The 12,688-nt window shown below is 48.5% G+C and carries 9 protein-coding genes and 2 pseudogenes; 4 read left to right on the top strand and 7 right to left on the bottom strand.

The window, feature by feature from the left end; translation table 11 throughout:
• Nucleotides 1-8 precede the first annotated feature (8 nt).
• The 5 genes from acnA to topA form a co-directional block, all read right to left on the bottom strand.
• On the bottom strand, nt 9-2,693 hold the full coding sequence (acnA, locus tag QRY16_RS00940) for an aconitate hydratase AcnA (RefSeq protein ID WP_289775313.1): 2,685 nt from the start codon (nt 2,691-2,693) through the stop codon (nt 9-11).
• Nucleotides 2,694-3,112: 419 nt separating this feature from the next.
• Nucleotides 3,113-3,292: a YciX family protein gene (locus tag QRY16_RS00935; protein ID WP_193404319.1), complete on the bottom strand. Its 180-nt coding sequence runs from the start codon at nt 3,290-3,292 to the stop codon at nt 3,113-3,115.
• A gap of 3 nt (nt 3,293-3,295) precedes the next feature.
• The gene (locus QRY16_RS00930) at nt 3,296-3,454 is read right to left on the bottom strand and encodes a YmiA family putative membrane protein (protein ID WP_193404320.1); all 159 of its coding nucleotides are present in this window, start codon (nt 3,452-3,454) and stop codon (nt 3,296-3,298) included.
• A 494-nt stretch (nt 3,455-3,948) separates the two neighbouring features.
• The gene (cysB, locus tag QRY16_RS00925) at nt 3,949-4,923 is read right to left on the bottom strand and encodes an HTH-type transcriptional regulator CysB (RefSeq protein ID WP_289775312.1); all 975 of its coding nucleotides are present in this window, start codon (nt 4,921-4,923) and stop codon (nt 3,949-3,951) included.
• 187 nt (nt 4,924-5,110) lie between these two features.
• Nucleotides 5,111-7,708, bottom strand: coding sequence for a type I DNA topoisomerase (topA, locus tag QRY16_RS00920; protein WP_289775311.1), 2,598 nt, complete (start codon nt 7,706-7,708; stop codon nt 5,111-5,113).
• Nucleotides 7,709-8,080: 372 nt separating this feature from the next.
• Between topA and QRY16_RS00915 the strand changes: the two are divergent.
• Nucleotides 8,081-8,327, top strand: a pseudogene (locus QRY16_RS00915) (DUF2498 family protein).
• Nucleotides 8,328-8,381: 54 nt separating this feature from the next.
• Here the strand turns inward: QRY16_RS00915 and sohB are convergent.
• Nucleotides 8,382-9,428, bottom strand: a complete 1,047-nt coding sequence (gene sohB, locus QRY16_RS00910) for a protease SohB (RefSeq protein ID WP_289775310.1) — start codon at nt 9,426-9,428, stop codon at nt 8,382-8,384.
• A gap of 175 nt (nt 9,429-9,603) precedes the next feature.
• Here sohB and QRY16_RS00905 point away from each other — a divergent pair, with 175 nt between their 5' ends.
• Nucleotides 9,604-10,365, top strand: coding sequence for a YciK family oxidoreductase (locus tag QRY16_RS00905; RefSeq protein WP_193404324.1), 762 nt, complete (start codon nt 9,604-9,606; stop codon nt 10,363-10,365).
• On the top strand, nt 10,365-10,955 hold the full coding sequence (gene cobO, locus QRY16_RS00900) for a cob(I)yrinic acid a,c-diamide adenosyltransferase (protein WP_289775309.1): 591 nt from the start codon (nt 10,365-10,367) through the stop codon (nt 10,953-10,955). The genes QRY16_RS00905 and cobO overlap by 1 nt, the downstream gene beginning before the upstream one ends.
• A gap of 48 nt (nt 10,956-11,003) precedes the next feature.
• On the opposite strand, the gene rluB is transcribed toward cobO, so the two are convergent.
• The gene (rluB, locus tag QRY16_RS00895; protein WP_193404326.1) at nt 11,004-11,891 is read right to left on the bottom strand and encodes a 23S rRNA pseudouridine(2605) synthase RluB; all 888 of its coding nucleotides are present in this window, start codon (nt 11,889-11,891) and stop codon (nt 11,004-11,006) included.
• 201 nt (nt 11,892-12,092) lie between these two features.
• Between rluB and QRY16_RS00890 the strand changes: the two are divergent.
• Nucleotides 12,093-12,685: pseudogene (locus QRY16_RS00890) on the top strand (serine protease).
• The last annotated feature ends 3 nt before the right edge of the window (nt 12,686-12,688 follow it).

Genomic DNA, 12,688 nt, shown 5'->3' with positions numbered 1-12,688 from the left:
CGGCTTTTTTATTCGTTGAGCATATTACGAATCACATAGTGCAAAATGCCATCATTACGGTAATAGGTCAGTTCATTACCTGTATCTATACGGCATCGGGTTTCAAGCATGTCTTTACTGCCATCAGCCCGCGTTAAGGTGACGTTAACCGTGCAGCCTGGCTGCAACTGCTCCAGATTTTCAACATCGATTAACTCTTCGCCGGTTAATCCCAGCGTTTTACGTGTCGTACCCACCGGGAACTCCAGCGGCAAAATCCCCATACCAATGAGGTTTGAGCGGTGAATACGTTCAAACGATTCGGCAATGACAACACGAACGCCCTGCAGACGTGGCCCTTTCGCTGCCCAGTCACGACTTGAGCCTGAACCGTACTCTTTACCGGCAATGACGGCCAGGGGAATCCCCTCATCCTGGTATTTCATTGCAGCATCATAGATTGCTAACTGTTCGCCATCAGGATGATGCCTGGTATAACCCCCTTCTACGCCAGGCACCATTTCGTTACGGATACGGATATTGGCAAACGTACCGCGCATCATAACTTCATGGTTACCACGGCGCGAACCGTAGGAGTTGAAATCATTGCGCTCAACACCATGCGCCAGTAAATAACGCCCGGCTGGACTTTCCGCTTTAATACTGCCTGCTGGCGAAATATGGTCGGTAGTAACGGAATCGCCCAGCATTGCCAGTACGCGCGCGCCCTTAATATCCTGAACTGGCTTCGGCTGTTTTTCCATATCATCAAAGAAGGGGGAAAGGCGGATATAGGTTGAGCCTTCATCCCAGTCGTAGGTAGCAGCTTCACTGACTTTAATCTGCTGCCATTCCGGCGTGCCATCAAAGACTTCGGCATATTCTTTATGAAACATGTCGCTGGTAACTTGCTGAACGGCTGTTGAGATTTCTTCCGGGGAAGGCCAGATATCCTGAAGATAAACCGGCTGTCCGTTACGATCGTTACCGATGGGATCGGTTTGCAGATTAACCTTCATATTCCCCGCCAGGGCATACGCCACCACCAGCGGCGGCGAAGCCAGCCAGTTTGTTTTTATCAGGGGATGAATACGGCCTTCAAAGTTACGATTGCCGGACAGTACTGCTCCAACGGTTAAATCGCCTTCTTTAATCGAGGATTCAATTTCATCAGGCAGCGGACCGGAGTTACCGATACAGGTCGTACAGCCATACCCCACCAGGTTAAAGCCCAGTTTATCCAGATAAGGCGTTAGCTGCGCCACAGCAAGGTAATCCGAAACAACCTTAGATCCGGGAGCCAGCGACGCTTTGACCCACGGCTTACGCTTAAGGCCCCGCTCGACCGCTTTCTTCGCCAGCAAACCGGCCGCCATTAAAACGCTGGGGTTAGACGTGTTAGTACAAGACGTTATCGCGCTGATGACCACCGCGCCGTCAGTAAGCGCATGGCTTAAGCCTGTTTCACTATCGGTATAATTGACAGTTTTATGGTTTTTTTGCGCCTGATTCACTTCCAGCTCATTGCTGGCATCAAAAGCGGCAGGAACATCCCCCAGCGAAACGCGATCTTGTGGACGCTTCGGCCCCGCCAGGCTTGATTCAACATCATTCATATCTAATGCTAAGGTGCTGGTAAATACAGGTTCATCGCCCGCATTACGCCACATCCCCTGCTGCTTAGCGTAGGCTTCAACCAGCGCCACCTGTTCTGCTTCCCGACCCGTTAAAGTCATATAACTCAGCGTAACTTCGTCAATCGGAAAAAAGCCGCAGGTTGCGCCGTATTCTGGAGCCATGTTGGCAATCGTTGCGCGATCCGCCAGCGGCAAATCGGCCAGGCCATCGCCATAAAACTCCACAAACTTCCCTACCACACCGTGCTTACGCAGCATTTGCGTTACGGTCAGAACTAAATCTGTTGCGGTGATACCGGGCCGCAACTTGCCGGTTAACTTGAAGCCTACTACGTCCGGGATCAGCATTGATACCGGCTGACCCAGCATTGCGGCTTCAGCCTCAATTCCCCCCACGCCCCAGCCCAGAACGCCAAGCGCGTTGATCATTGTCGTATGCGAGTCGGTGCCAACTAAGGTATCCGGCCAGGCATATTCTTTACCGTCGATATTTTCGTGCCAGATGGATTTACCCAGATACTCCAGGTTAACCTGGTGACAAATCCCGGTGCCCGGCGGCACAACGCGGAATTTGTCGAAAGCTTTTTGGCCCCAACGTAAAAAGACATAGCGTTCATGGTTACGTTCCATCTCCAGCCGAACGTTCTCTTCGAAGGCATCATCATCGCCAAAATGGTCAACCGTTACCGAATGGTCAATGACCAAATCAACCGGAGATAACGGGTTCACTTTTGCTACATCGCCGCCAAAACGTTTAACCGCTTCACGCATGGCTGCCAGATCGACCACAGCGGGAACGCCGGTAAAATCCTGCATCAATACGCGCGCCGGACGATAGGCTATTTCACGATCGGCGTGGGCTGTCTTTTGCCAGTCAACAATTGCCTGAATATCTTCTGCCGTCACGGAATCGCCGTCTTGCCAGCGCAAAAGGTTTTCCAGTAAAACTTTCATGGATTTAGGGAGACGATCAATATTACCGAGGTGTTGTGCAGCGCGTGGCAGGCTAAAAAAATGATAGGTTTGGTTGTCGGCCTGTAATGTTTCCTGACTTTGCTCTCGTAGGGTTAACGGCATAGCTCCTCCTTTATAATCATGATCTTTAAACCTCAGCGATAATAAGGTTTATGTTAAATATAGACCACAATTCCGTTAACGTTTTGATTACACCACAGATTGCTACCTTCTAATGTAAACAAAAATGCCCCGTAGTAGCTACGAGGCATCAGAAAGAGGTGATTTAATTCAAATTAAAATGCGATCCATACAGCTGCAGACCAAAACGCCAGAGAAAAGGCGTAGGCGCTAAGCCAGGACAGTTTGATAATGTTCATAGGTTCACTCCCGCCGAAAACGGCGCAAAAAGTTATGTGCTTATCCCGTTATGGACGACATCTTTTATGCTGAGCGTGAGGATGGGTTTTTAACGTACCCGCCGGAATAACCGGAAAGAAGAGACGAATAGATTAATAAATAATTGTTTACGGCTTACTGCATTATTTACTTTTCGGATCCATGAAGGATTCGATGAAGTTACGCTGGGTATCACTCAACTCCCAGGAAACCGGGATTGCCGTTCCTTCCTGCTTCGCGACTGGCTCTTTTGCTTTACAGGCAGAAGGCTTGTGCTGGCGCGCTGTCAGAGAACGTTTATGGTTGAGTGTGTTTGCCCACATAGCTTAGCCCCACATACGCCAGATCATTAAAGCTACGACTACCCAGAACAGTGCAGAAGCAGCAAATACAGTTAACCAGGCTTTGCGGCGAGTATTGCCTGAACGCTCAACCTTGGTACTTTTAGTCGGGAATCCCGTTTGTACAGTCAGTCTCGTAGTCATAGTTTTTTATAATCACTCTCAATAAAATGATTGTTAATGCCGATAAAGAATTAGGATGAATCCTAAACTCGTTAAGACCAAAAATCCAGTTATTTTTATTGAACACAACGATTAACGCTATTTATCAAAATGGCCGAATAACTTAAGGAATCATTAACTTCGGCGCAGCATTTTAATTAAAACATTACATTGTAAATTTGGCTTAAATTGTTATTAGTGCCAGCTAAAACTAAAGTTTTAAATTCAGATCCTGATAAAGCGCGGTTTCACATCCTGTTTTAACTAGAGTATGGGAATATTCCTGGTAGGCCGCAAAGCGCTAACACAAAAAATGTGTACTAATTCGCATTTAAGGAACAGCAGTAAGGAAACATGTGACCGATGTTTCATTTACAAAAAATAATAAAAAAAATTCGACATTAGGCTGGCGCTAACTGCTAGCCGTAAAAAAGGCCGCTTCAAGCGGCCTTTAGTAATATTAATGAATAACGCAATTATTTAAATGGCAATTTGATGTCTTTAAACATCGCTTCAATATCTTCATTTGAACGTAATGCAACCGCAGCGTCCACCACATCACGGGTCAAATGAGGGGCAAAACGTTGTATAAAATCATACATATAACTTCTCAGAAAGGTGCTGCGGCGAAAGCCAATTTTCGTGGTGCTGTTTATGAAAATTTCAGCAGCTTCAATCCTGACCAGGTCAGGATCAGATACAGGATCAACGGCCATACTGGCAATCACCCCTACGCCTAATCCTAATCTAACGTAAGTTTTGATGACGTCTGCAACGGTTGCGGTAAAAACAATACGTGGCACTAACCCTGCCCGATTGAAGGCGGTATCAAGTTCAGAGCGACCCGTAAAGCCAAACGTATAGGTTACCAGCGGATAATCTGCCAGCTCCTCAATCGTTACCTGCGCTTTTCCTGCTAAAGGGTGATCTGGCGTAACGACAATCGCGCGATTCCAGTGATAGCACGGCAACATAATCAGGTCGTCATAGAGATGCAACGCTTCAGTAGCAATAGCAAAATCAGCATTCCCTTTCGACACGGCTTCTGCAATTTGCGTGGGTGAACCCTGATGCATATGTAGCGAAACACGTGGATAACGTTCAATAAAGCCTTTGATTACGCCAGGTAGTGCATAGCGAGCTTGTGTATGAGTGGTTGCGACGTATAGCGAACCTTTATCAGGCCAGGTATGCTCGCCCGCTACTGACTTAATGGCATCAACCTTCGACAAAACTTCGCGGGCAATACGGATAATCTCTTCGCCAGCCGGTGTCACCTGAGTTAAATGTTTGCCACTTCGGGCAAAGATTTGTACGCCTAGTTCATCTTCTAGCATACGGACTTGTTTGCTGATGCCGGGTTGCGAGGTATAGAGACCCTCTGCCGTTGAAGATACATTAAGATTGTGATTAACCACTTCGACGATATAACGCAACTGCTGTAATTTCATATCTGTTCCATCCCGGTAAGTTACAGAGCCGCATCCCCGGCTGACGTAATGTCGCCTTAATAAAGTGCTGAATGCCAGGTATCAGAAAGGTCGGAAATGCTATAACCACTATATCATTTAACAGTCAAATGTAGAACGGATTGATATAAGGCTCAGAAAAAGGCCAGCGAAAGCTGGCCTGGAGAGATTACTTTTTGGCTTCCTGCCATTTGCCATCAATATAAAACGCTGACCAGCCGGTCGCTTTGCCCTCTTTTTCAGAAGAGACATATTGCTGCTTAGTTTTGCGGCTAAAGCGCACCATCGTCTTATTTCCCTCTGGGTCAGCAGCCGGAGCATCTGCCAGATATTTCAATTTTTCAGGCAGGCGATCGCTAAAACGCTGTAACTCTTCAACTAACGGCGCACGTGTTTCGCGTGATTTTGGAAACGTGTTAGCAGCCAGAAACACGCCCGCAGCCCCATCGCGCAAGACAAAATAAGCGTCTGACTTTTCGCATGGCAGCTCTGGCAACGGAACAGGATCTTCTTTTGGCGGAGCAACATCGCCGTTACGCAGGATCTTACGGGTATTTTTACATTCATCATTGGTGCAGGCCATGTACTTACCGAAACGCCCCATTTTCAGGTGCATTTCAGAACCACATTTTTCGCATTCAACAATCGGGCCATCATAGCCTTTAATCCGGAATTCGCCCTGCTCGATTTCGTAGCCGTCACATTCTGGATTATTACCGCAGACATGCAATTTGCGCTGATTATCGATCAGATAACTGTCCATTGCCGTACCACATTTTTGGCAACGACGACGAGCACGTAGCGCATTGGTTTCGGCATCGTCACCTTCCAGAATATTGAGGACTTCATTTTCTGGAATCAGATTGATGGTCTGTTTGCAACGCTCTTTCGGCGGCAGCGCATAGCCTGAACATCCCAGGAAAACACCGGTACTGGCAGTACGAATCCCCATCTGGCGTCCACAGGTCGGGCAATCAATGGATGTCAGCACCATCTGATTTGGCTGCATGCCGCCTTCTTCAGGATCTTTTCCTGCCTGGTCAAGCTGCTGGCTAAAATCGCTAAAGAAGTTATCAAGCACCGCTTTCCATTGCGCCTGGTTATTTGCAACCTGATCAAGGCTGTTTTCCATATGCGCGGTGAAATCATAATTCATCAATTCGCGGAAGTTCTCTTCCAGACGATCGGTAACGATTTCACCCATTTTTTCCGCATAGAAACGCCGGTTTTCAACGCGCACGTAACCGCGATCCTGAATAGTGGAAATGATTGCAGCATAAGTGGAAGGACGGCCAATTCCGCGCTTTTCAAGCTCACGCACCAAAGAGGCTTCACTGAAACGTGCTGGCGGCTTGGTAAAATGCTGGCCTGGCATCAGCTGTTGCAGATCAAGCACATCACCAACATTCACCGCAGGTAAGGTGCGATCTTCATCGTTCTTACGCAGCGCGGGCATAACTTTAGTCCAGCCATCAAAACGCAGCGTGCGCCCTTTGGCCTTCAATTTATAGTCGCCAGCGGTGGCTGTAAGGGTGGTGGAATCGTATTGCGCTGGCATCATTTGACAGGCAACGAACTGACGCCAAATCAGCTGATACAGCTTTTGCGCGTCCGCTTCCATATCTTTGAGTTTTTCAGCAACCACATCCACATCAGAAGGGCGAATCGCTTCGTGCGCTTCCTGAGAATTTTCTTTGCTGGCGTAGGTATTAGCAGACTCCGGCAAATATTTTTTGCCAAAGTTGCTTTCAATATAGCCACGCGCCATTGTAACCGCGTCCTGGCTCAGGTTGGTCGAGTCAGTTCGCATATAGGTGATATGACCCGCTTCATATAAGCGCTGCGCCATCATCATGGTCTTCTTCACGCCAAAACCCAGTCGGGTGCTGGCTGCCTGCTGTAGCGTGGAAGTAATATAAGGTGCGCCAGGTTTGCTACTGGTCGGTTTATCTTCACGGTCTACGATTTCATAACGCGCTTTTTCCAGCAGCGCCACGGCGGCGTGGGTCTGTTCACGATTAACCGGACGGAAGGCTTTGTCAGCATAATGCGTGACTTCCATCGGTAAATCGTCCCCTTTCGGCGTGGCGAGACTGGCACGTAATTCCCAGTACTCTTCTGGCACAAACGCTTTTATCTCGCGCTCACGCTCTACCACCAGACGTACGGCAACGGATTGCACGCGACCCGCCGATAAACCACGCGCCACTTTTTTCCACAGCAGCGGAGACACCATATAACCCACCACGCGGTCCATAAAACGACGCGCCTGCTGAGCATTTACACGGTCTATATTCAGTTCGCCGGGCTTTTCAAACGCCTGACGAATCGCATTCCTGGTGATTTCGTTAAACACTACGCGGCTGAAGCGCTTATCATCTCCGCCGATCACTTCCCGCAGGTGCCAGGCAATGGCTTCCCCTTCGCGGTCAAGGTCGGTTGCGAGATAGACGTGGTCAGCATTAGCAGCTAGCGCTTTAAGTTCCGCGACAACTTTCTCTTTACCTGGCAGAATTTGATAATCAGCTTCCCAGCCATGATAAGGATCGACGCCCATGCGACTGACCAGGGCGGCCTTCTCGTCTTTTTTAACCTTTTTAACTTTTTTATCTGTCGAGGCGTCAGCACTTTTCTTGGTGTTTGAACCACTGGTCGGCAGATCTCGAATATGACCGACGCTGGATTTAACCACGTAGTCATTGCCGAGGTATTTATTGATTGTTTTGGCCTTTGCCGGGGACTCAACAATAACGAGTGCTTTACCCATATTTACCTTTACCTAATGAAATCGTCCTGCTAAACGGGAGAAGATTTGATGCCCAAAAACCCAACGGGTTCAATATTGCTGCGCCTGTTTAACTTTTCAAGGCGGCGGGATCAATCTCAGGTCAGACAGACTGGCATTGTGCAACTTTATGATAAAAAGCGCTTTTTATGCCTGACAAAATCACACATCCCGGTGCGATCTCCCTGAAATCTGAATCGCCCACACTCTACCTGATAAAATCCGTTACGCAACTTAAATAGCACTCTGTCCAAATTAGCGCCAATTTTTCAGCCCCAGCGTTCCTTTGTCGAACAATGGGGCTCGCAAGTAATATAGAAAGGATTAAGGTGCTGTCAAAAAAGGCGTGAACATATGCAGAATAATACCCAGACTATTACACGCCGTGCGTTACTGGAAAAAGCAAACATCCTGATCAAAAAACATGAGGATTATTTTACCGGTCAGGAAGCGACCGATGTTGTGCAACAAGGTGAGGTTCTGATGTTCCACGGCCCTTTTTTCTCGATGCAGATGAGGTTCCTACACAAAAAACCATGGCGGTATTTAACATTTTAAATATCTCGCGGTCGTGTTATCCGCTCAATACCATCTGGAATAACCTCATCGCATAAAAAACCCGGCTTTCGCCGGGTCTTGCCCTGCTGTTTTACTATTACAACAGGGGCTTTTCGCCACGTTGCCAAAGTTTTAAAATTAAATTTTCAACCACCGAACCTGCGCTATGCGTGACGCGATCAATCATTTTACGGCGACGGGCATAGTGCACGCCTAACACATTAAAAGACTTCATCTGGCGAATAATAAGATCATCACTGGTGCCAATCTCATCAATCAAACCGAGAGCCAACGCCTGGCGTCCATACCAGTGTTCACCGGTTGCCACGTTATCAATATTCAGTGTCGGGCGCATCTGGTGGACAAAATCCTTAAACAGCAAATGCGTTTCGTTAAGATCTTCCTGGAATTTTTCCCGACCTTCTTCCGTGTTTTCACCAAACAACGTTAGCGTGCGCTTATATTGACCGGCCGTGTGCAGCTCCACATCAATATCATTACGTTTTAACAAACGATTAAAATTAGGGATTTGCGCGACGACTCCAATCGAGCCAATGATAGAAAAAGGCGCGGCGACAATGCGATTCGCAACGCAAGCCATCATATAACCGCCGCTGGCGGCAACTTTGTCTACCGCTGCCGTCACGCGCAGACCGCCATCACGCAGGCGTTGCAGCTGTGAAGCGGCTAATCCATAACCGTGTACCACGCCGCCAGGGCTTTCCAGACGCAGCAACACTTCATCGCCAGTTTGCCTGACGGCCAGAACGGCAGAAATCTCTTCACGTAACGAAGCCACTTCGCTGGCATCCATGCTGCCTTTAAAATCAATAACGTACAGCGTTGGCTTTAACGTTTCATTTTCACCCTGTTTTGCCGCACGTTTTTCCGCTTTGGCTTTCTGCTTTTCGGCTTTTTTATGATTTTTTAACCACTGCTTTTGCACCTGTGGTTTCATCTTCGCCAGCTGCAAATCTTCTTTCATCTGCTGATAATCATCACCCAGATGTGTCAGACGCAGCTGTCCGCTTTGACCGCGTTTACGCAACGCCGCATTTAAAATGATCAGCACGATCGCCGCAACGGCAATCACTACCGTCACTATTTTTGCGAGAAAAAGTCCGTAATTTGAAAGAAGATCCATTGCATCGCCTTAGTAAACAGAGAATTAAAGACAATAGGCTAGTTTAACCGTTTTACCTATACCCGTCGCCTGAAATGCCAGCACCTGGCACAGAATGCGCCTGTCGATGATTGCACACGACAGGAAATTGAGGCATAAAACACAAACACTTTGACCTTCGCCAGAGGAATCCGCTGTGCATTATCAACCGAAAAGCGATCTGCTCAATAACCGAATTATTTTAGTTACTGGCGCATCTGACGGCATTGGCCGTGAAGCTGCTTTGACCTACGCGCGCTACGGCGCGGAAGTGATTGTATTAGGCCGCAACCCTGAGCGACTGCAGCAAACTGAAAACGCCATTAACCAGCTAAATAAACGTCCTGCTCATCACATAGTTTTCGATCTGGCGCAGGCAACGCCTGAGAACTGCCAGCAGCTTGGACAACAATTAGCGCAAAAATTTTCCCATCTAGATGGGGTGTTACACAATGCCGGTATTCTGGGTGAGATTGTCCCACTGGCGGAACTCGACCCGCAAATCTGGCAGCAGGTGATGAAAATCAATGTGGATGCGACCTTCTATCTCACCCAGGCCTTACTGCCACTGCTGTTGAAATCTGACGCGGGTTCACTGGTCTTTACCACTTCCAGCGTTGGCCGAACCGGACGTTCCGGCTGGGGAGCTTATGCGGTGTCGAAGTTTGCCACCGAAGGCATGATGCAGGTGCTGGCCGACGAATATAAAAATCATCATTTAAGGGTAAACTGCATTAATCCTGGCGGAACGCGTACCAAAATGCGTGCCAGCGCTTTTCCGCAGGAAGATGCTAAAAAGCTAAAAACCCCAGGCGATTTGATGCCGCTCTACCTTTATTTAATGGGTGATGACAGCCGCCGTAAAACCGGCATCAGTTTCGATGCTCAACCGGGTCGAAAAGCAGGGGCGGCCGAATAATGAATGAGGATCGTCATCAGCAGCGTCAGCAGCGTCTAAAAGAGCAAGTCGATGCACGTATCGCCTCCGCAACCGACGTGCGCGGCATCGTGATGGTATTTACTGGTAATGGTAAAGGTAAAACGACCGCGGCATTTGGTACGGCATTGCGTGCCTGTGGGCACGGCAAGCGTGTCGGCGCAATCCAGTTTATTAAAGGCGAATGGCCCAACGGCGAGCGCAATATACTTGAGCAACATGGCGTTGAATTTCAGGTGATGTCAACGGGATTTACCTGGGAAACGCAGAATCGTCAGGCTGATACCGATGCCTGTCTGGAAGTCTGGCAGCACGCTAAACGTATGTTAGCCGACAGCAGCCTGGATTTAGTCATTCTTGACGAAATAACTTATATGGTCAGCATGGACTATCTGCCGTTAGAGGCGCTGCTTACAGCCCTTCGTCAGCGTCCTTCTCAGCAAAGTGTTATTATTACTGGTCGCGGTTGTCATCGCAGCATTACGGAGCTGGCCGATACCGTGACCGAAATGCGGCCAGTTAAACACGCTTTTGATACAGGGATTCAGGCACAGCAAGGCATTGACTGGTAGTAAAAGAAAACGCAGCCATCAGGCTGCGTTTTTTGGTTTGAGCAGAAATTAAGATGACGTTCGCTTGCTGCTTTTACCGCCAGTGCGACGCTGCGTGCCACTCGTCTTGCTGTGACGCTTCACGGCACGACGAATTTGGTTAGCTTTGGTACGCCGGCGATCTTTTTCAACGCCCAGTTTGGTAACGGTTTCATCGTCCATACCCACCAGGTTGCGTAAGTAGTTGACCGCAGACAGATCCAGCTCGGTCCAGCCACCACGCGGCAAACCTTTTGGCAAATTAATATCGCCATAACGGACGCGCATCAGACGACTAACCTGCACGCCAACGGCTTCCCATAAACGGCGCACTTCGCGGTTACGACCTTCAGTCAGCGTCACGTTGTACCACTGGTTGATACCTTCGCCACCGGTAAACTTCAGGGTCTTAAACGCGGCTGGGCCATCTTCCAGCTGCACACCTTTACTCAACTGACGAATTTTATCGTTATCAACCTGGCCAAATACACGCACAGCGTATTCGCGTTCAACTTCGCGGCTTGGGTGCATCAGACGGTTGGCTAATTCGCCGTCCGTAGTGAACAGCATTAATCCGCAGGTATTCACATCCAGACGGCCTACAGCAATCCAGCGTGAGCCACGCAGACGGGGCAGACGATCAAAAACCGTTGGACGCCCTTCCGGATCGCTACGTGTGCAGAGCTCGCCCTCTGGTTTGTAGTACGCCAGCACGCGGCATACTTCAGTTGCTGACTCAGCAATTGAGACCAGATGACCATCAATACGGATTTTAAGGGCTTTACTATTTTCGATACGGTCGCCCAGCGTAGCCAGTTTGCCATCAACGCTGACGCGTCCGGCGGCGATCATTGTTTCGATTTCACGACGCGAACCATGACCGGCTCGCGCTAAAACTTTCTGTAACTTTTCGCTCATTGAGCTTCCTCTTTGTCGCCTTCCCAGGCGTCACGGTAGGGTAGTAAGTCTTTTTAAATCAACGGCTTAACTTAAAAAGTTGGGTCTATTATACAGACATTTAACCCTGATGTAACGCGCTTTATGCCGAGGACTTTACGCTTAATAATAGCGAAGCTGTGAGAAATTTATAATAGACTGTTTTTGTGCTCAGCATTTGCCATGCTGGTTTCGAACGGTTGTTCTGTAGGCCATACAGAATACAGCCGCACGGCGATGCAGCATGTCGATATGAGCGTGACCGGCATCCCGATGATACCTGGGCCTGGTACACTGGGCACCGGCATCCCTCTTACACCAGAATATAGCCTGACCGCTGCACATGTTGCTAAATATGCGGCACAACATGTTAAGGCTTATCATCCTTATTGCGATCTCGCGATTATTTATCATAAGAATGACGCTAACACTCTGGCTAAATTTCGCAGCAGTGACGTGGGTGATTCAATTTAAATGTACGGTTACAGTTTTATTTCAGCCATGCCGGTTGAATCAGCAGACGTTAATTTAGCGCGCACGGCTATTCGTAATGGCTGGAATAAAAGTCCCCGCATGGCGATGGCGTCAAATGCGGGTGTCGTACAGGGAATGTCGGGCGGCGGTGTATATAATAGCGATGAAACTCTGGGCGGCGTTATTGTGGGCTATTCTTCTGCCATTAAGAATGGACGCAGCGGAAAATCATTCTAAAAGACGTGTCGCTCTATATTCCTTATGGTGCGTTTAAAAACTGGTTACGGGAGACTATCGTTTAGGCA

Origin of the sequence: Mixta mediterraneensis (genome assembly GCF_030283135.1) — a bacterium.
Taxonomy (GTDB): Bacteria; Pseudomonadota; Gammaproteobacteria; order Enterobacterales; family Enterobacteriaceae; genus Pantoea; species Pantoea mediterraneensis.
This window is presented reverse-complemented; position numbering and strand designations above follow the sequence as displayed.

What these genes read in the sequence shown, in the direction of transcription:
- acnA (WP_289775313.1), bottom strand. Translation starts at nt 2,693, where the DNA reads ATGCCGTTAACCCTACGAGAGCAAAGTCAGGAAACATTACAGGCCGAC.
- QRY16_RS00935 (WP_193404319.1), bottom strand. Translation starts at nt 3,292, where the DNA reads ATGTGGGCAAACACACTCAACCATAAACGTTCTCTGACAGCGCGCCAG.
- QRY16_RS00930 (WP_193404320.1), bottom strand. Translation starts at nt 3,454, where the DNA reads ATGACTACGAGACTGACTGTACAAACGGGATTCCCGACTAAAAGTACC.
- cysB (WP_289775312.1), bottom strand. Translation starts at nt 4,923, where the DNA reads ATGAAATTACAGCAGTTGCGTTATATCGTCGAAGTGGTTAATCACAAT.
- topA (WP_289775311.1), bottom strand. Translation starts at nt 7,708, where the DNA reads ATGGGTAAAGCACTCGTTATTGTTGAGTCCCCGGCAAAGGCCAAAACA.
- sohB (WP_289775310.1), bottom strand. Translation starts at nt 9,428, where the DNA reads ATGGATCTTCTTTCAAATTACGGACTTTTTCTCGCAAAAATAGTGACG.
- cobO (WP_289775309.1), top strand. Translation starts at nt 10,365, where the DNA reads ATGAATGAGGATCGTCATCAGCAGCGTCAGCAGCGTCTAAAAGAGCAA.
- rluB (WP_193404326.1), bottom strand. Translation starts at nt 11,891, where the DNA reads ATGAGCGAAAAGTTACAGAAAGTTTTAGCGCGAGCCGGTCATGGTTCG.